This is a genomic window from Mucilaginibacter aureus, from assembly GCF_053514885.1.
Genome location: NZ_CP170601.1, coordinates 861,415 through 881,099 on the forward strand (window position 1 = coordinate 861,415; position 19,685 = coordinate 881,099).

A 19,685-nucleotide genomic window follows, 5' to 3' on the forward strand; every position below is an offset into this window, starting at 1 on the left:
TAAAATACCTATGTCGAACATTGACCTTATCATCGAAGAACGCCCGCGCAACATCGGTAATTTTATGGTTGGCCGCCTGCTGCCTTTTAAGGATAAGCGGATGGTTGGGCCGTTTATTTTTATCGACCATATGGGCCCGGCAACCATGCCTGCGGGGCAGAATTTTGACATCCCACCGCATCCGCATATCGGCTTGTCAACACTCACCTTTTTATTTGAAGGCAATGTGATGCACAAGGATAGCCTGGGCACCGAAATGGAAATTACACCCGGTCAGGTTAACTGGATGACTGCCGGAAAAGGCATCGTACACTCCGAACGGACGCCGGCCTATCTTCGCGACAAGCAAAAAAGCCTGCACGGCCTGCAGATATGGGTTGCACTGCCCAAACAGTTTGAAGGAATAGAGCCTACCTTTTTTCACGCAGGTGCGGATGAGCTGCCTTACTGGGAAGGCGATGGTGTGGCTTACCGGGTGATAGCAGGTGAGTTGATGGGTAAAAAATCTCCGGTGCCGGTTTACAGCAATCTTTATTTTTTAGAGATCAAAAGCACATCCCGCCAAACGGTAAAAATTGGCAAAGAGCTGTATGGCGAAGCAGGCCTTTATATTTTAGAAGGCAGCATTGAAAGCGATGGGACAACATTTGCGCCCAAAGAATTGCTGGTAGCTAAAGATAATTCGCTGTGCGAGTTTACCATGGCCCCCAACACCACCATTTACTTTTTTGGCGGTGAGCCTTTTGCCGAAGAGCGCTTTATTTACTGGAACTTCGTAGCATCCGACCGTGAAAAGATCGAAAGCGCCAAACAGTTATGGCGCGATCAGCAATTCCCACGGGTGCCGGGCGAAACCGATTTTGTGCCGCTGCCGGCTGAAAATCCTAACCTGAAACCACACCAATAATTACGGCTTTGGCACTGCCTTTTTAACCGGGTTCACGGTACTGAACCGGTACGAATAGCTTAGTAAAAAATACCGTTTCAGGATCTGGCTTTGCGAATCGATGATGTAATTGGCGCTTGCGTAACGATAACTGCTTACGTTTTGATCGAAGATATCATAGCAGGATACCCGGATCTCGCCGCGATCGCGATACATAAACTGGTGTGCAACGGCCAGGTTGAGCAGGTTGCTGCTTTTTTGAAAACCATTTGTAACCAGCGGATTATAGTTATACGTATAATTAGCTTCGAAGGTATAGCGCTTAGGCCAGCGCACAACAACGGGTACATCTAAACTTTGGGGTACATATTTTACATTGCTGTAATTAACCTCCTGGTAGGTAGTTAACCTCGGGCTAACGTTATACGCCGGGTTAATATCAATCTTGTTGTCCCAATTGATAGACGCTTGTGTATTAACAGAAATGCTGGCTGTGTTTGAGTATCCCTGCTGTGCATTTACCTGGAAAAAGTTGTGGTTGTAGTTGAGATTGATATTGGTGCTTAAGCGCAAAGTTATATTGTGCGTTTTTTTAAACCCTTTACCGAGGTAGGCATAACCATAAGCGTAATAATTGCCCGTTTTGTTAACCGGTTTTGAAAAGGTTACACCCGTGTTGCTTACGTTTTGTTCGGAAAAGGTACTGTTTTGATACAGCGTACCGCTTAGCCTGAACGTGGTGCTCAATTGTTTTTCGGCGATGTAGTTAGAGTAACCTACCGAAAAGTTGCGCGACCGCGAAGGTTTCAGATCGGGGTTACCCGTTGAGCTGTATAGCTGACTGTAAACGGTAACAATGGGCGACAGACTGTTAATGGATGGCTGACTAATGTTTTCATCATAATTAAAACTGAAATTATTAACCGATAACTGTACAGAGGGCAGCAGGAAGAGATCGCGGCGATCAATATCGGCAAAGTTTTTATTGAAAACATTGTTGGTTTGCATCAACTGCACGCCTGTGTTTACAGTAAGCCGTGTTTTTTTAGTGATCTGGTATTGCAGTTCGGGGCGGATAGTTTCGGTAAACTGATTGCGCACCAGGTTTCGGCTTAAGCTATCGATATAGCTGTTATATTCACCGGTAGACATATTTTCGTTAAAGGTAAATGTCCGGCCGTTATTGTAGTTATAACTGTTATCGAGCGAGATGCTGCCTGTGATCTTTTTATTGAACGGGTAACGGTAAGTGATATTTAAGCCCGCATCAATATTGTTGTTTTTGTTATCAGACAGACGGTGCAGATCGCTCGAGACCAGCGCTGCGGTGTACGATGTCAGGTCATCGTTCGAGTAATTCATATCCCTGCCCGGGGTTATGTTTAAACGCTGCACAATATTCAGCGAAGGGCCGTTCTTTTTTTTCTTGTGATAATAGCTGAAAGAGTGCTGAAACTGGAAGGAATCCCCATTTCCGTTTCCGATGCCAACATTCGAGCTAAGCCTGGGCGCTAAATTGTTAAAACTGCTGCTGATGGTACTGTTATCCGACAAGCTGCTTGACAAGGCAACCAGCGGCGTGTACCTAAACTTGTTGATGGTATCCGGGTTCCACTCAACCAGGCCGCTAAAGGTGCTCTTCCGGCTTGACGAGTTGCGCTCGGTTGTCGCGGCCGAACTCAACGTATCGGCACCTAAAAGCTGTTGTGCAGACTGGGTTTGCTTATACGAATTATCGGTAAAGCTGTAAAAATACATAAAGTTGATCTTGAGCTTTTTGCCATAGTCGGTATTGATGTTCACCCCACCGGAGCCAACAGTTTGTATGCCGCCATAGGCCCTGCCGCCGGTGGCTACGCTGCCGTTATATAAATTATCGTTGCCGCTGCGGTTAAAGCCGCCAAGGCTGCTCAGGTCCTGGGTTGAAAAACCGGTCTTGTTCAAATTATTGCCAATACCGATCAGGCTTAACTGCAAAGTATCGCGAAAAGTGTTGTAAAGTACACCGCCATCAAAACGGTCTTCGGTGCCATACCCCGCCCGCCATTTGCCAAAGGTGCTTTTTTTAATGGCTTGTTTAAATTTAAGGTTGATGATCTTTTCAACCTGAGCATCGGGCACCAGGTGGTCGGGGTCGTTGTCCCGGTCATCATAAACCTGTACCTTATCTATCAGGTTGGCATCCAGGTTACGGGTGGCTATTTTGGGGTCGTTTGCAAAAAACTGCTTCCCGTCAATCAACAGTTTGGATATCTTTTTACCGTTAACGGTGATCGTGCCGTCAATATCAACCTGTACACCGGGCAAACGCCTCAACAGCTCTTCAACAACTGCGTTGGGCGGTGTTTTAAAGGCTTCGGCACTAAACTCAATGGTATCCTTTTTCATGATGATAGGCGTTATCTCGGCATTGATGTTTACCTGGTTAAGGCTGGTACCTTTGGGGCTAAGTTTAATAGTGCCCATATCCATCAAAGCGCCCTTATCAAGTGTAAATATCCGGCGGTAGTTTTGATAACTTACAAAAGACACCACCAGTTTTAGCCGTTTTTCTGCCGGGAGGTTATGCAGGGTAAACTCGCCTCCTTTAATGGTCAGGGTGTATGATACGAGTGATGAATCTTTGAGATCGAGTACGGCAACGGTTGCAAACTCGAGTGCTTCGTGGTTAAGCGAGTCGACCACTTTTCCTTTAATGTTAGCACGGTTTTGTGCCATGCCCGCCGATGCCAAAAGAATAAGCAGAGCAGCGGTTGCCAGTAGTCGATTCATGTGTGATAAGGTGGGTGTAAGGTAAGGTTTATTTATGATAATAAGTTTATGGTTATCTGAAATCAACAGAACATGTGTTACAGGTAACATTGAATTGAACGCCCGTGCCATCTCCGCCTTTAACCGTAAACTTTTCGTATCGTTCGGGTATATTCGTTTTGCCTGGTTTTATAGTGGTTGCGTTTTTTATTAATATTACTTTTCCATATAGTTTACTGGTTGATGTTACATCGGTTGAATCAACTTTCGGCTTAGGCAAATTTGCTGATCGTAAAGATTTGGCAATATCAATAGATTTTATGTTCATTACTTGCGGCCTGTCGAAACCGGTAAACACTTTGCTAAGTACACCATCATATTTTGCAGAGTAGTTTTGCAACCCGCCTAACGACAATCGGAGATCACCATATTTGTCAATTATGTTGACAGAATCGACTGTAGGAGCAATATTACGCACCTTGATGTCGGCGTTCATGCCGTTAATATTCAGGTGATCAGTTAACTGTTCTATCCTGAATGTTTTGTACCACTTCCGGCCGGTTATTGATCCTACTTCGTCAATGTCATAGTCATCTTCGGTACTTTCGATGATAGCTTTTTTAACTTTATCTATAATAATGTCCGAAGCAAACGATGTAATATTCAGATCATCAATATTTCTGGCTTTAAAACGCGCGGCCTGGAAATTCACATCGGCCCGACCTATATTTCCACCATCAAAATCGGCCGAAGTAGCGTGCAACATTAGTTCTTCAATATTTTGCGCGCCAAAGCTTCCGCTGGTTACAGTCGCCTCAACTTTAGCTATATCGTTGAGCAGGTACAGGTCGGTTCTGAATACGTTGATTTCCAACCGGCTCCATTTCGGCACATAAACGGTCACTATCCGTTTGCTATCAATACTGCCGATGTTATCGCCATTGCGATTAAACAAAACCATGCTGCCTGTAAACAATCCTTTTTCGCGGCCTTTATCCTTAGGGTTATAATATTTGCTGGCGGGGTAATAAGAGTGGATATCCATAAAATTACCCTTGTTAACCATGGTGATGCCCAGCCGTTCAAACCATTGCTGGTCGGTTAGTTGGCTATTGCCTTTGTAATATACTATCGTACTGATTTTCACTTTAGGCTCATCCCATGTTTTAACTATTACTGCCCGCTCATTATTGGAGATATAGGTATCTGCATTGAGCCTGATGTCCATCACCTGGCTTATCTCGCGCGAACTGATATTTTCGATGTTGGTTGGGGTAGTTTTAAAGAGGGAAAGCTGAGCTTTTGCGAGGAAACAAAAACAGCACAAGCAGGTGACGAGGACAATGTATCTGGCTTTCATATTATATGTTGATATATGACCGTAGTTGTTCTTTTGTTGTGCGATTGCCTTGCTGAGACAGGTTGTTGGTTTTACTGATCTCAGCTTGCAGATCTTTCAAAATATCGAGTTTTTGCTGGTAAATAGTGATGAGTTGCAGCAACATGTCATTGGTAAATCCCTGCTCACGTATTTCATTTTTTAGTGCGGCTTCATCGTTGTCAACTTTACGGAAACGCGTTTTAAAATAATTGAAATACGATTTACTTTCCGCGAGTAACGGGGTTCGGTTTATTTTACGACGCTCTAAATTGATGACCGATGTGAAACTGGCCTCCACATTTTTCAATTCGGTTATTTCAGTGTTTTCGGCAATCGTGCTGCGATGATAACTTCTCTTTTTGATGGTGTTTTTTGTGCGCACCGGCAACTTTACTGATGCTATGCCTGTTGGTAGCGTTACAGATTCTGTTTGCGGCCGCTTAGCAGCTGGTCGGACAGTGGTTTTTGCGATTGACGAAGGGGTCACATTGGATTTATTGTGCGATAAAGAATACCATAGGCCAACTGAGCAAAGTATCAAAATACAAGCTGCGGCCGCATATTTGTACCATGATGATATTGGCTTAACCTTGCGAACTACTGGCAATCCTTTTTGCAGGTTTTCCCAAACCCTTGCGCCCGGCTCATCATCGCCAAGTTCGTCGATATGCTTGTTTAAATACTGTTTAAACTTGTCCATCGTTTTGTAATTGTTTAATAATTACCTGTTTTAATAATGTTTTAGCCCGGTGATACTGGCTTTTACTCGTGCCTTCACTGATATTCAAATTCTCGGCTATCTGCTTATGGCTGTAATCTTCCAACGCGTATAAACTAAACACCAGCCGACATCCGTCGGGCAGTGTTTTAATCGCGTTGTGAATATCATTCAGCTTAACATCAATCCACCATTCTGTCTCATCTTCTGCCATATGCTCATGGTCGGCCTCGTTCCATTCATTTGTCGGTATCTTGCTTTTGCAAAAACGGATACATTCATTTACCACGATCCGTTTCAGCCATCCGGCAAAGCGTTCAGGTTCTTTTAATTGCTCCAGGTTTTTAAAAGTCATCATAAACGATTCCTGTAACACATCTTCAGCATCGTCGCGATTAGCTGTCATCCGGATGCAGATATTGAACATTGCCTTTTTATACTGCTCATATAGCTGAAACATCGCATCCTGATTGCCACGCTGCGCTTTAAGTACGGTATCGGTAAAAGGTTTATTCAATTTTGCAATCAATTATAGATAAGAGAAGGTTTTTTGCAAAAGGTTGGAATACCATCGCAATTATTTTTTGAGATGTCCTGATCATATCAGAAACTCGGCAGGAAGTTAAGATACAGAATCATGACGGGTAAGATAAGGTTACCCGAATATATTGATTACAAGGGATATTTACGAGCGATATTACTCGAACACCACAGTTTTGTTTTTGTAAACAAACACACGATCATCAAACACTAACTGCAGGGCTTTGGCCAATACCGATGTTTCGATCTCTTTTCCGGCCTTCACCATATCGGCAGCGGTAAAACTGTGGTTAACCGGGATGATCTGCTGGGCAATGATCGGGCCTTCATCCAGGTCGTTGGTCACAAAATGCGCTGTCGCGCCGATGAGTTTTACGCCACGCTCAAAGGCCTGCCGGTAGGGGTTGGCACCAACAAATGCCGGTAAAAACGAGTGGTGTATATTGATGAGTTTTTTATCGAACAGCGCCGTAAACTCGGGCGTTAAAATGCGCATAAATTTGGCCAACACAATATAGTCGGGGTTATGCTGCTGTACCACCTCTGCAATTTCGACCTCAAATTGCTGTTTGTTTTTTTGCTCGTGCGATATCCAAAAAAACGGCACGTCAAAACGCTCGCAAATGTTTTGCAGGATATTATGGTTGCCGATAACGCAAAGCAGATCAGCACCAAGCGTACCAAAATAGTTTCGGATCAGGATATCGGCCAGGCAATGGTACTCTTTGGTAACCAGTACCACTATCTTTTTTTGAGGTATGGGGTTAATAGTTACAATGGCATCGGCTGGTAAAACGTTTTTTAGCGTATCTTCCAGTGTGTGGCTGTCGGCAAATTTATCCACTTCCAGGCGCATAAAGAACCGGTTCTCCAGGGTATCTACATGCTCGCGCATAGATACGATATTGAGCCCTGTGTTAGCCACCACCCCCGATATTGCCGCCACCAATCCAACCTTATCCGCACATTGTATTACGATGATCATGTTTCAAATAAAAGCAAAAACATTCAATCAGGCTTTATCCAGCAATATTATTTCCAAACCACCACATCGGCTGGATTAAGCGTACGGGTACCTATCAAAATTTTAGCGGTTGCCGGGATGGGAACAATGTATGGTTTAGCAGAGTAGTTTACACCCACCCAAAAGCCATCTCGCCATTCCAGTATCACACCTTTGGGCAAATTCACTATCGGGATGCCGGCTTGCTCGTAAACCTTTTTCAGCGCGGCTTTTTCCAGTTCGCCGTCATCAGTATCGGGCCCAACGTAGGTTACCGTGCCTTTACCCAATTTGTGATTGATAACTGCCGCACGACCCGCATAATATTGGTTGGTATAAGTGGCCCAGGTTTCGGTGCCGGGCATTGGGTCAACAATATCGGCCCAGTTGTTCCATTTGTAGGTTTTCAATCCCATTTTAATGGTTCCCCAGGTAGTATCCGGTAGTAAGTCGTAAAAGGATACTTTGGCGCCTATCAGTTTATAGATTGGCTCGGCATAGTTCATCTCCCACAGTTTACCGCTGCGCTCCTTTTGCCCGGTGCGGCTGCTTAACACCAGGTGGCCGCCGTTTTCTACATACCGCGTCCAGCGTTCAACCAGTTTGGCATCCAGCAGTTCGTAAGATGGGGCAACCATAACCGGGTATTTGCTGAAGTCTTTATCTTCGGTTATCACGTCGACCGGGGCGTTAAATTCTTTCAACGCGCCATAGTACCGCATCAGGTGATCCATAAAGTTCCATTGGTTGCTTTGGGGTTGGTTATCCTCTTCCCAACGGTTATCTGGGTTGTATAACACAGCTGTTAACCGCGAAGCGTAATCCTTTGGCATTTTGGTATTTGGGTCGTAATCCTTTTTGATCTTTTTAAGCTCGTTGATCACTTTAATGTATTCCAAACCGCTGCGGCTCGGTGTTACACCATCTGTACCGATAATGCCGTAGTGGTATTGTTCGCCGCCTGTTAAAGGCTGTTTAAAGCGGTAGTTACAAACAAACTTGTTGCCGCCGGCAAAGGCGTGCCAGATCCACATCCGCACCACGCCAGGCGTTGGCTGTGGGTTAAATTTACCCCAGTTTACCTGACCGGGCTGCAGTTCCATTACACCTGTGGTGCCGTTTATTGGCCTGAACAGGTCGTTTGAAAAGGCAATGCTTGTGGGTGATCCCATCCGGAAACCCTGCGGACCAAGCCCTTTATCATACCCGGCTACCAGGTATTTGGTATAAGTTACAAAGTCGAGGTTGGTCATGCGGGTCGGATCAACCTGGTCATGCGTAGGCATGAGGTTAGTGGTTATCCATTGCTCTGGCAAGATGTATTTGCGCAGAATATCATACTGCAAACCCATAAAGCTGGTCACCTCATCAGCGTTAAAGCGTTTAAAATCTAATATAGCGGCGGGGTTTGCCTGCGCGATAAGCTCTTTATTGTTAGGGCAACGAATTTGGCCGAAATCGCTGTAGCGGATACTCCAAAAAGCGGTTCCCCAGGTTTTGTTCAACGTTTCGATATCGTGGTATTTGTTCTTCAACCATTTCTGGAAACTTAACTGTGCTGCCGGACTGTAATCGTACTGCCCGTAATGCGATGGCTCGTTATCCAGTTGCCAGCCCCAGATGCGTTTATCGGTAGCGTAATGTTTGGCAATGGCCTCTACCATTTTGCTTACATATTCGCGGTACACCGGGCTCGACCAGCTGCATTGCTGCCTTGAGCCGTGTTGCATGGTAATGCCGTTTTCGTTCACCATCAAAACCTCAGGGTGCTTTTGTTCCAGCCAAACCGGCGGCGTAGGCGATGAGGTACACATAATTACTTTAATGCCGTTTTGATGCGCCAGTTCAACCGCCTCATCCAGCCATTTAAAGTCAAACTTACCTTCTTCGGGCTCGATGAATGCCCAGGCAAATTCGCCAAAGTGCGTAAAATCAAAGCCAACCTCGCCCATTTTTTTCAGGTCGCGTGCCCAGTACTCATGCGGCCATTGCTCAGGGTAATAGTACGAGCCAATAGGCATCAGATCGGCTTTGGGGAAGAATTTATCGGCACTTTGCGCGTTCGCGCTGTTTGATAACCAAACTAATAGCAAACAAAAACACATGCTGAACGCATGGCGAAGAGGTTTTAACGATAACATACTGCTGAGGTTTAAGGCAGCAATATATTTATTATTTGTCAGTTTGACACCGTATAAAACGAAAAACCTTTGTGACCCGAAGATATAACCCATCGCGCGAGAGTTATACAGCGAACCACAAAGGCAAGATCTTAAAAAGCTGACCGGTTGAAACTATCTGTAAAAGGTATGAGAAAAGAAATTGTTTGAATTTATTTTTGACCGGTTTAAATCATTAAAATAACAATACAAATGCCGACCCTTCACCCAATACCGATTGTACCTGGATATTGCCTTTATGTAGTATCATGATTTGTTTACACAAACTCAAACCAATACCGCTACCTGTTTTGCGGGTGCTGAAAAATGGAATAAAGATCTTCTCGATCAGGTCGGGAGGCATGCCTACGCCGTTATCGGCTATTTTTAGCTGCGGTTTACCATTAGGGCGCAATTCTGCCGAGAGAGTGATGCATGGATTTGGCCGGTCTTTTACAGCTTCGATAGCGTTAACCAATACATTGATCAATACCTGTTCTATCAGATTAATATCCACCTCGATAGCCATTTGCGGATCGCGCAATACGATATCCAGCTCGATATTCTTTTGATCCAAGGTCGGGGCCATTAAACTGCTGAGATTTTCAAAAAGGTCGCGCACCAGGATTTTGGTGAGATCGAGCCGGGTAATTTTGTTCAGGCTGCGATAGCTTTCGGTAAACTTCAATAGGCCCTCGCTGCGGCGTTTAATAGTATCGATGCCCAGTTCCAGGTCGTCAAGGTCGCCGCTTTTGTTTTTACTTTCTTCCGAATAACTGCGCAGGCGGTTCTTCAAGGTATCGGCCAGCGATGATATCGGGGCAACCGAGTTCATGATTTCGTGCGTCATTACGTTCAGCAGTTTCTGCCAGGCCTTGCTTTCGGTTTCATCCAGCGCCTCACTTACATTCTGAAACGCCAGCAGCCGGTAAACCTTATCATCTATCCGCATCACGCTCACGGTGAGCAATATTTTGATCACCTGTTTGTTGCGGGTAACCGATACCACCTTGCTGTCGCCGGGCTTAATGGCCATAGCCTCATCGTACAAGTCCTCATCGCGTTTTTTGAGCGAGTGGATGGTTTTAAGGTATGGAATGCCGAATATCTTTTTAAACGATTCGTTCATCCAGCCTATTTCACCGGTCTCCTCTTCATATGATATAATGCCGTTATCAACCAGTTCCAGTATTTTTTGCAGATAGTGGTATTGTGTTTCGCGCTCCCGGCTAATCACCTTAAATGTAGTATTGATCTCATTAAAGCCTTTACGCAAAGGTTTCAATTCGGTTGGTGCCCGGCCCACATCAAAGTGCCGCGAAAAATCACGGTAATGTACCGATTCGGCAAAAGCCTCTACCTCATCCTGTGCCTTTTTTTGGAAACGTAAAAAATCATACAGTTGGTACCCAATAACGGGTAAGGTGATGATGAGATAGATGTACCACTCTTTAACCACCAAAAATGAGGTGGCCAGCAGGGTTATAAATAACAAAGCTATCCGCAACAAAATGCGCCATTCGTAACGTTTAAATATCATATTTACTCAGTCTGCGGTAAAGCGCGGTGCGCGTAAGGCCCAGCTCTTTTGCGGCGCGGGTTATGTTGCCGTTGTGTTTTTCTATCACCCGTAAAATGGTGTTTTTTTCAACCATGCTCAGTGGCATATCATCCAAAGTATCGGGCACATCCGGCGCTGTTTCTATCGACGAAAATATCAGGTCGGATGGCTTTAACACCGCATCATCGGCCATAATTACAGCCCGCTCAATAGTGTATTGCAATTCGCGCACATTGCCCGGGTAATGGTAGGCATTCAATTTTTGTAAAGCGCCTTCATCAAAACTGATGGCCGGTTTTAGATATTTGGTAGCGTATACCTGGGCAAAGTGCTTAGCCAGCAAAGCAATATCCGTATTACGCTTACGCAAAGGCGGCATGGTTACTTCAACCGTGTTAATACGGTATACCAAATCTTTACGAAAGCGGTTTTCGTTAGCCAGTTCCTGCAACGGTAAGTTAGTAGCGCATATCAGGCGGATGTCGATATCAGTAGGTTTATTATTCCCCAAACGGGTAACCTGCCGGTTTTGCAAAACGGTTAATAGTTTAGCCTGTTGCTGCAGCGATATGTTACCAATTTCATCCAAGAATAAAGTGCCGCCATTGGCGTCTTCAAAACGGCCGACACGTTCTTCGCGGGCATCAGTAAACGCACCTTTTTTATGGCCAAACAATTCGCTCTCAAACAAGGTATCAGTCAGCGCGCCAACATCAACTTTAATAAAAGGTTTATCAGCCCGCATCGACCGTTCGTGTATAGCTTTCGCGATGAGATCTTTCCCGGTACCGTTTTCGCCTAACAATAAAATATTAGCATCGGTAGGTGCAACTTTGTTCACTTTTAAAAATACATCTTCCATTAACGGCGATTCACCCAAAATGGCAATGCCCGCGGTATTGCTTTTTATTGCCGCTTTCGCCGATCTTACCCCACCCTTTTTATCAAGCAGATCTTTAATGGTATCTATCAGCTTATCATTGTGCCACGGCTTTACAATAAAGTCGGCCGCACCTTCTTTTAAACTGCGTACCGCCAGGTCAATATCACCATAAGCCGTTATCATGATCACACAGGCATCCGGCTTCCATTCCTTAATTTTACGTAGCCAGTACAAGCCTTCGTTACCAGTGTTAATGGCGCTGGTAAAATTCATATCCAGCAGTATTAGGTCGGGCGTATTCTTTTGCAGCAGCCAGTTCAGGTTTTCGGGGTTCTTTTCCGTGATCACTTCCTGCGCTTCTGTCTTCAGCAAAAGCTTAACGGCGGTCAGTACGTCCGGATCGTCGTCTACAATTAATACAGTGGCTTTTTTAAGTAACATGGCTCCGGTGAAAATACAAATAAATATTTTTAATAAACCAATAGCAGTAATCTAACCATAAATGTAAATTGCTGTAATACAGTTTTATTGGCACATTGCACAAAAAGCAACTGTATCATAACCGTACACCTGCTGTTACAAAAGCGTACGGCAGTTTATTTAAAAACCAACCTATATTGCTGATAAAGAGCCGTTTATTTTATGGCATGTTCTTTTAGGCTATTGTACAAACTGAATATAAAATTTATACTGTGGATAGAGTAATTGAGAAAAAAAGGTGGAACCGTAAACGTATATTAACCATTGCAGGCATTGCCGGTATTATCGTATTAATTGGTGGCAGCTACTACTTAACATCGGGTAAAAGCAAATTAAACGTTGATACCGAACGCATCACCATCAGCGAAATAACCAAGGGCCCGTTCCAGGTTACTATCCCGGTAAATGGCGTGGTAATGCCCATAACTACTATATACCTTGATGCTGTTGAAGGCGGCCGCGTTGAGAAGCTTTTTGTTGAAGATGGCACCATGCTTAAAGCCGGTGATCCTATACTTAAACTATCCAACACCGACCTTGAGTTGAGCCTTGCCAACCAGGAAACCAGCGTTTATGCTGCCCAAACCCAAATGCAAATCTCGAAAAACAACGCCACCCAGGCCACCATCAGCAAACTGAACCAAATGGCCGATGTGGAAGACGCATACAATGAAGCCGAGCGTGTATATAAACTGGATAAACACCTGTACGAACAAAAAGCCATCGGTATGCAGGAATACCGCCAGGCCGAAATTGCCTACAATTACCAGGTAAAACGTAAAAAATTAACTACGCAAATATTAAAGCAGGATACCATGCTCATCAAACAGCAGGAGCAGCAAGCCAAAGAGCAATACGCACAAATGAAGGTGACGCTCGATCTGATGCGCAAAAAGGTATCCGACCTGGTTTTGCGCGCCCCCGTAGCCGGGCAGTTAACATCGCTTGATGCCGAAGTTGGTCAAAGCAAAAATGCCGGTGGCCGTTTAGGGCAGATAGACGTAATAACCGGTTTTAAGGTACGTGTTGATGTGGATGAGCATTACATATCGCAGGTGTACACCGGCCTTACCGGCACTTTTACGTTTGCCGATAAAAGTTATACACTCAAAATCAAAAAGATCTTCAGCCAGATAACCAATGGTAAATTCCAGGTTGATATGGCTTTTGTGGGCACAGTGCCAACCGGTATCCGCCGCGGCCAAAGTTTGCAGATATTGCTGGCTTTAAGCGATGAAAGCCGCCAGGTATTGTTGCCTAAAGGCGGATTTTACCAGACAACCGGCGGCAACTGGATATTTAAATTAAGCGACGACGGAAAAACGGCTTATAGGGTTGATGTACAGTTGGGCCTGCAAAATACCGATTATTACCAGGTACTATCGGGTTTAAAACCGGGCGACAAGGTGGTAACATCAAGCTACGAAACCTACGGCGATATGCAGGAACTGGTGCTGAAGAAATAACCCCACCTGACCTCCCCTGAAGGGGAGGAACCAGAAAATGAATTTATAAATGGAATTATTAAAATATTAAACAAAATAAAAAAGCCCCTCCTTTAGGAGGGGTTTGGGGAGGTTTATGATCAAAATTACTGAACTCGAAAAATTTTACCGTACCGAAGAGGTCGAAACCATTGCTTTAAACAAACTGTCGATAGAGGTTAAAGAAGGCGAATTTGTTGCCATTATGGGCCCATCAGGTTGCGGCAAATCAACGCTGTTAAACATACTGGGATTATTGGATGATCCGGATGGCGGCAGTTACCTGTTTAATGGTATTGAGGTAGCGCATTTTAACGAGCGCAAACGTGCCGATCTGCGCAAGCATAACATTGGTTTTGTATTTCAAAGTTTTAACCTGATAGACGAGCTGACCGTTTTTGAAAACGTGGAGCTTCCGCTGATCTATACCGGCGTGCCGGCATCTGAACGGGTTAGCCGGGTTGAAAAGGTGCTCGATAAAATGCAGATCATGCACCGCCGCAATCATTACCCGCAACAATTATCAGGCGGTCAGCAGCAGCGTGTGGCGGTTGCCCGTGCTGTGGTAAACAACCCCAAACTGATACTTGCCGATGAGCCTACCGGTAACCTCGATAGCAGCAACGGTAACGAGGTAATGGAACTGTTAACCGATTTGAACGAGCAGGGCACAACCATCATTATGGTTACCCACTCCGAACACGATGCCCGTTACAGTCACCGCATCATCCGTTTGCTGGATGGACAGACGGTTGTTGAAAATATTATGATATAATAAATGGTCAGTTAATTAATGTGCATCCACCCCCCTTCCGCGTAACCGGCTGGGGGGCAAGGGTGAGTTTATGTGAAGCATCCCAATAACCTAATAACAGTATGTTAAAAAACTATATCAAAATAGCATGGCGCAACTTATGGAAACATAAGGTATTTGCGGGCATTAATATAACAGGTATGGCTGTTGCTTTCGGCGCGGTTATCCTGCTCAGCATTACTGCATTTTATGAGTTATCGTACGATACTTTCCATCAAAACAAAAACAGTATTTACCAGCTTTACCGCGAAGAGCATATTGCCACCGGGTATGATAACAATACCACGATGTCGGCGCCATTTGCACCCACATTAAAAAAAGAATTCCCTGATCTGCTGGTGTCGCGCTTTGGCGATTTTGGCGGCAGTGTTTTACGTTACCAAAACAAAGAGTTCAATTACTCGGTGCGCACCGTTGACGCCGACTTTTTTAAGATGTTTACTTTCCCCATTCTTGAAGGGAATAAGGTTGCTCCGCTAAAAAACATCGATAATATTGTTATCTCCAAAACTATTGCCGAATCCATTTTCGGCAAGGCTGATGCTATTGGCAAGGTTATCCAGATCAAAAACGGCAGCGAATGGAAAGATTTCATCATCTCGTCGGTTATTACCGATGCGCCCAAAAACTCAAGCATCGATTTCGATCTGCTGATCCGTTTTGAGCATTCTCCTAATTACGCAGGGGGCAAAAACGATTGGGATATGAGCAATCATAACCTTTTTATGCAATTGCCCAACCAGGTAAGCCAGGCACAGTTTGAGCAAAAACTTAAATTATTTGTACATAAATATTTAAAAGACAAGATCACCAAAGCAAAGATCAACGGCGGCCATCCTGATAGTGAGAATGAATACTACCGGCTGCGTTTAATCCCCCTTACCGAACTGCACTTTAGTACCATCAGTCTTATGAACAACAGCACCAGCAAATTTTATCCTTACCTGCTGCTGGTGATCAGTGTGTTTATTTTATTTATCGCTACAGTTAACTTTATCAATTTATCGTTAGGCCGTGCGTTTACCCGCGCAAAAGAAATTGGCGTGCGCAAGGTTTTAGGCGCAAGCAAAAAGCAAATACTGGTTCAGTTCTGTACCGAGTCGGTTATAATCTGTACGGCATCATTACTGGTTGGTATGTTATTGGCTTATTGGTTGTTTCCGCAATACAAAACAATTTTCAACCAGCCGCTCAGGCTTAGTGCTTTAACAAACAGCATGTTACCCGCTTATTTTATTGTGGGATTTATTGTGGTGGCATTATTGGCCGGCGGCTACCCTGCCCTCATGATGACCTCGTACAAAATAGCGCAAACCGTAAAAGGCAAAATAAGCACGGGCAAATCAAACAACATGCGCAACAGCTTAATGGTGGTGCAGTTTGTGATCTCAGGCGTATTGATTATTTGTACCACTATAGCCTGGCAACAGCTTAACTTTTTACGCACCAAATCATTAGGCTATAATAAAAGCCAGGTGATAAGCATACCCGTTGGCAGTAATATCGACCCGCAGCGCGCACTCGATTTAATGCGCGTAAAACTGGCAGCCGACCCGCGTGTGCAAAGTGTTACCGGTACCGATATGAACATGGGCCGCGGGCGCGATAACAGCTCGTCAACCTCGCAAATGACGTTCGATTATAAAGGCAAAAGCATTAAAACACACTGGCGCCGCATTGATTACGATTACGTAAGAACATTACAACTGCAAATGGTATCAGGTCGCGAATTTTCAAAAAGTTACGGTACCGATACTGCTTCGGTTGTGATCAATCAAACAATGGCTCAAATGCTGGGCAGCAAAAATACTGCAGGATCTGTGTTTGCTGTTGATAACAAAAAGTTCCTGGTAGTAGGTGTAGTTAAAGATTTTAATTTTCAATCGTTACGTAAAGAGGTAGAGCCGCTTACCATGTTTATTGATCCTCACTGGCCACTAAACTATATTTTTGTGCGGGTTAGTCCCGATAATCTGCCTGCTTCCATGGCCTCAATTACTTCAACGTGGAAACAGGTTAATGCCAAAGCCGAAAGCAGCCCTTCATTTTTAGATGAAAATACCGGGCGCCAGTACGAAAAGGAAGGCCGCCTGTCAAAAATATTTATCAGTGGGGCAATGCTTACTATCATCATATCATGTATGGGCCTGTTTGCCATAGCTGTATTGGTCATCAGTCATCGTACTAAAGAGATAGGTATCCGCAAGGTGCTTGGCGCTAATATCACATCCATCATAGCCCTGGTATCCAAAGATTTTATGAAACTGATCCTGGTATCGGCAATAATTGCCACACCAATAGCCTGGTACAGTATGAACAGCTGGCTGCAGGATTTTGCTTACCGTATCAGTATACATTGGTGGGTGTTTGTGGTATCAGGTGTGATGGCTATGCTCATCGCATTTGCGACCATCAGTTTTCAATCGGTTAAAGCGGCATTGGCCAACCCGGTTAAAAGTTTAAAGAGTGAGTAGTCTTGAGTCAGAAGTCGGCAAGTCCGAAAGACAAGAGCAATGGGTGAGATAACTATACAAAACTTTCGGACTTACGGTCTTTCCGTCTTCCGGACTAAACTAAATAACCATGTTAAAAAACTACATCAAAATAGCTTTGCGCAACCTGCTCAGGCATAAAGCCTACTCGGTTATTAACGTGTCAGGTTTAGCTATCGGGATAGCCGGCTGCCTGATATTGTATATGGTTGTGAAATACGAAAACAGCTACGATATTTTTCAGCCCAATTATAACCGCATCATGCATGTGGTTACCCAGGATAAATTTCCGGATGGTATGACCTATAATTCCGGCGTACCCTTCCCTATGGCCGATGCCTTGCGCGCCGATTATCCGAACGTAAAGATCGGTGCACTGTTCTCATCATATGGCAGCCAGGTAACGGTTTTAAACGGTGGCAAAGGCAATCATAAATTTATCGAGAGCACAGGCCTGTTTTATGCCGAACCGCAATTTTTTGATGTATTTCAGTACAATTTTTTAGCCGGTAATGCTAAGGTGCTGGCCGAACCTAATACTGTTTTGCTAAGTAAAGATATGGCCATTAAATACTTTGGCAACTGGCAAACAGCCATAGGCAAACTGCTTAAGGTTGATAACGTGCTCACCTTAAAAGTATCGGCAATTATTGATAATGTACCGGGCCATTCCGATTTTCCGCTAAAGATTGTAGGCTCATTCATCAGCATAAAAAGTGTGCCGGCTACCTACAGCTACCAATCAACCTGGTTTGGCACCACCAGCAATTACCAGGTATTTATGTTGCTGCCGCCTAATGTTACACAGGCCGGCATTGAAACGCAGCTAAAACAATCGAACACTAAATATTACGGTGCGCACCGGTATACCAAGCGCACGCATTTTTTACAGCCTTTAAGCGATGTCCACTTCGATAAGCGCTTCGCAAATTTTGGTGATCATATTACCAGTAAATCAAAGCTGCTCACCTTATCATTGATAGGGCTGCTTATCATCATTATGGCCTGCATCAACTTTGTTAATTTATCAACCGCGCAAGCGGTAACACGCTCAAAAGAAGTTGGTGTACGCAAGGTTTTAGGCAGCAGCCGCAAGCAACTCTTTTGGCAAATGATGGGCGAAACAGGCATGATGGTTTTGATAGCGTCGGTTCTGGCTCTGCTTATCGCGATACTGTGCCTGCCCTATATTAAAACCATTATGGATATAGAGGAGCCTCTTTCTATATTCAACATGGATATTTTGTTGGTTATTGTGTGCGGTATATTCGGGGTTACTTTTTTATCGGGAATTTATCCTTCGCTCGTCCTTTCGGGATTTACCCCAGCGCTGGCTTTAAAAAACAAGATCACCTCGGCAACGGTAGGCGGCATTTCGCTAAGGCGTGGCCTGGTTATTATGCAATTTGCCATATCGCAGGTATTAATTATAGGCACCATAGTAGCTGTTAGCCAGATGGATTTTATCAGCAAAGCCGACCTGGGTTTTAATAAAGATGCCGTACTGGTTATTAATGCCAATACCGATAGTATTGCCATATCGCGGCAAGCAGCTTTTAAACAAAGGTTGCTGCAATTAGCAGGCATACAATCAGTAACCTTTAGCAGCGATGTACCACAATCGGATAACGACTGGCAAACTAATTTCTCTTATGATCATCGCCCCGACGAGAAGTATAGCATCAGCCTCAAATTTGCCGACACTGATTATTTTAAAACCTTTGGCTTAAAACTATTAGCCGGCCGGCCTTATAGCTTGTCGGATACGATAAACGAAGTGGTAGTTAATCAAACACTGCTGGCAAAACTGAATGTACATAACCCTGCAGATGCCATCGGCAAACAAATACGCCTCGGAACTGGTGTATGGAGAAACATTGTAGGCGTGGTACAGGATTTTAAAACCAATTCGCTGCGCGAAAACATCAAGCCCCTGTTTTTATCAACCCGTAAAATGTATTACAGTGTAGCCTCGGTTAAACTGCACTCGGCAAACCTATTACAAACATCAAAAAGCATTGAGGAGGAGTGGGATAAGTTTTTTCCTGAATACGCTAAAAAAACCGCCTTTATGGACGATAATATTCAAAATTTTTATCACCAGGAAAACCAGTTATCGCTGGTATATAAAATATTTGCAGGCCTGGCCATTTTTATATCATGCCTTGGTTTGTATGGGCTGGTATCGTTTATGGCAGTGCAAAAAACCAAAGAAGTGGGCATACGCAAAGTGCTGGGTGCAGGTGTAGGTAATATCATCTACCTGTTTTCAAAAGAGTTTACATTATTGATCATCATCGCCTTTTTAATTGCCGCACCAGTAGCTTACTACGTTATGCATGGCTGGCTAAGCAATTTTGTTTTCCGTATTGATATTGGCGTATGGGTATTTGTCATCGCCATATTAGCATCGGTTATTATAGCTTGGGTAACCGTAGGGTTTAAGGCAGTTAAGGCAGCACTGGTAAACCCGGTTAAAAGTTTAAGGAGTGAATAGAGTTAGCCTATGGATCATGGTTGATGGTTCATGGCA

General features: G+C 44.3%; 13 protein-coding genes. 5 read left to right on the top strand and 8 right to left on the bottom strand.

Annotated features, from left to right (window positions below; translation table 11 throughout):
• The first annotated feature begins 10 nt into the window (after positions 1-10).
• Positions 11-907, top strand: coding sequence for a pirin family protein (locus ACFGVR_RS03750; protein ID WP_448701223.1), 897 nt, complete (start codon positions 11-13; stop codon positions 905-907).
• Here ACFGVR_RS03750 and ACFGVR_RS03755 read toward each other — a convergent pair whose 3' ends face one another.
• From ACFGVR_RS03755 to ACFGVR_RS03790, 8 genes are all read right to left on the bottom strand, one after another.
• On the bottom strand, positions 908-3,658 hold the full coding sequence (locus ACFGVR_RS03755; protein WP_448701225.1) for an outer membrane beta-barrel protein: 2,751 nt from the start codon (positions 3,656-3,658) through the stop codon (positions 908-910).
• 52 nt (positions 3,659-3,710) lie between these two features.
• Positions 3,711-4,997 carry a hypothetical protein gene (locus ACFGVR_RS03760; protein WP_448701226.1) on the bottom strand — a complete coding sequence of 429 codons (1,287 nt, stop codon included), beginning with the start codon at positions 4,995-4,997 and terminating at the stop codon, positions 3,711-3,713.
• Position 4,998: 1 nt separating this feature from the next.
• Positions 4,999-5,718, bottom strand: a complete 720-nt coding sequence (locus tag ACFGVR_RS03765; protein ID WP_448701227.1) for a hypothetical protein — start codon at positions 5,716-5,718, stop codon at positions 4,999-5,001.
• Positions 5,705-6,253: an RNA polymerase sigma factor gene (locus ACFGVR_RS03770; RefSeq protein WP_448701229.1), complete on the bottom strand. Its 549-nt coding sequence runs from the start codon at positions 6,251-6,253 to the stop codon at positions 5,705-5,707. The genes ACFGVR_RS03765 and ACFGVR_RS03770 overlap by 14 nt, the downstream gene beginning before the upstream one ends.
• A gap of 180 nt (positions 6,254-6,433) precedes the next feature.
• Positions 6,434-7,261 (bottom strand): formyltetrahydrofolate deformylase, encoded by an 828-nt coding sequence (purU, locus tag ACFGVR_RS03775; RefSeq protein ID WP_448701231.1) that lies wholly within the window; start codon positions 7,259-7,261, stop codon positions 6,434-6,436.
• Positions 7,262-7,308: 47 nt separating this feature from the next.
• The gene (locus ACFGVR_RS03780; RefSeq protein ID WP_448701233.1) at positions 7,309-9,420 is read right to left on the bottom strand and encodes a beta-galactosidase; all 2,112 of its coding nucleotides are present in this window, start codon (positions 9,418-9,420) and stop codon (positions 7,309-7,311) included.
• A 214-nt stretch (positions 9,421-9,634) separates the two neighbouring features.
• On the bottom strand, positions 9,635-10,978 hold the full coding sequence (locus tag ACFGVR_RS03785) for a sensor histidine kinase (protein WP_448701235.1): 1,344 nt from the start codon (positions 10,976-10,978) through the stop codon (positions 9,635-9,637).
• Complete coding sequence (locus ACFGVR_RS03790) at positions 10,968-12,323, bottom strand: sigma-54-dependent transcriptional regulator (RefSeq protein WP_448701237.1); 1,356 nt, start codon at positions 12,321-12,323, stop codon at positions 10,968-10,970. The genes ACFGVR_RS03785 and ACFGVR_RS03790 overlap by 11 nt, the downstream gene beginning before the upstream one ends.
• Before the next feature lie 251 nt (positions 12,324-12,574).
• Between ACFGVR_RS03790 and ACFGVR_RS03795 the strand changes: the two genes are divergently transcribed.
• The 4 genes from ACFGVR_RS03795 to ACFGVR_RS03810 all read left to right on the top strand — a co-directional run bounded on the left by ACFGVR_RS03795 (position 12,575) and on the right by ACFGVR_RS03810 (position 19,649).
• Positions 12,575-13,828: an efflux RND transporter periplasmic adaptor subunit gene (locus tag ACFGVR_RS03795; protein ID WP_448701239.1), complete on the top strand. Its 1,254-nt coding sequence runs from the start codon at positions 12,575-12,577 to the stop codon at positions 13,826-13,828.
• A gap of 115 nt (positions 13,829-13,943) precedes the next feature.
• On the top strand, positions 13,944-14,621 hold the full coding sequence (locus ACFGVR_RS03800) for an ABC transporter ATP-binding protein (protein ID WP_448701241.1): 678 nt from the start codon (positions 13,944-13,946) through the stop codon (positions 14,619-14,621).
• A 101-nt stretch (positions 14,622-14,722) separates the two neighbouring features.
• Positions 14,723-17,134, top strand: a complete 2,412-nt coding sequence (locus tag ACFGVR_RS03805; protein ID WP_448701243.1) for an ABC transporter permease — start codon at positions 14,723-14,725, stop codon at positions 17,132-17,134.
• A 109-nt stretch (positions 17,135-17,243) separates the two neighbouring features.
• Entirely contained in the window at positions 17,244-19,649 is a 2,406-nt protein-coding gene (locus ACFGVR_RS03810) for an ABC transporter permease (protein WP_448701245.1), read from the top strand.
• Positions 19,650-19,685: the final 36 nt, after the last annotated feature.

Excerpts from the sequence above, each read along its gene's own strand:
- ACFGVR_RS03750 (WP_448701223.1), top strand. The coding sequence starts at position 11 with ATGTCGAACATTGACCTTATCATCGAAGAACGCCCGCGCAACATCGGT.
- ACFGVR_RS03755 (WP_448701225.1), bottom strand. The coding sequence starts at position 3,658 with ATGAATCGACTACTGGCAACCGCTGCTCTGCTTATTCTTTTGGCATCG.
- ACFGVR_RS03800 (WP_448701241.1), top strand. The coding sequence starts at position 13,944 with ATGATCAAAATTACTGAACTCGAAAAATTTTACCGTACCGAAGAGGTC.
- ACFGVR_RS03765 (WP_448701227.1), bottom strand. The coding sequence starts at position 5,718 with ATGGACAAGTTTAAACAGTATTTAAACAAGCATATCGACGAACTTGGC.
- ACFGVR_RS03785 (WP_448701235.1), bottom strand. The coding sequence starts at position 10,978 with ATGATATTTAAACGTTACGAATGGCGCATTTTGTTGCGGATAGCTTTG.
- ACFGVR_RS03790 (WP_448701237.1), bottom strand. The coding sequence starts at position 12,323 with ATGTTACTTAAAAAAGCCACTGTATTAATTGTAGACGACGATCCGGAC.
- purU (WP_448701231.1), bottom strand. The coding sequence starts at position 7,261 with ATGATCATCGTAATACAATGTGCGGATAAGGTTGGATTGGTGGCGGCA.
- ACFGVR_RS03810 (WP_448701245.1), top strand. The coding sequence starts at position 17,244 with ATGTTAAAAAACTACATCAAAATAGCTTTGCGCAACCTGCTCAGGCAT.
- ACFGVR_RS03760 (WP_448701226.1), bottom strand. The coding sequence starts at position 4,997 with ATGAAAGCCAGATACATTGTCCTCGTCACCTGCTTGTGCTGTTTTTGT.
- ACFGVR_RS03780 (WP_448701233.1), bottom strand. The coding sequence starts at position 9,420 with ATGTTATCGTTAAAACCTCTTCGCCATGCGTTCAGCATGTGTTTTTGT.
- ACFGVR_RS03805 (WP_448701243.1), top strand. The coding sequence starts at position 14,723 with ATGTTAAAAAACTATATCAAAATAGCATGGCGCAACTTATGGAAACAT.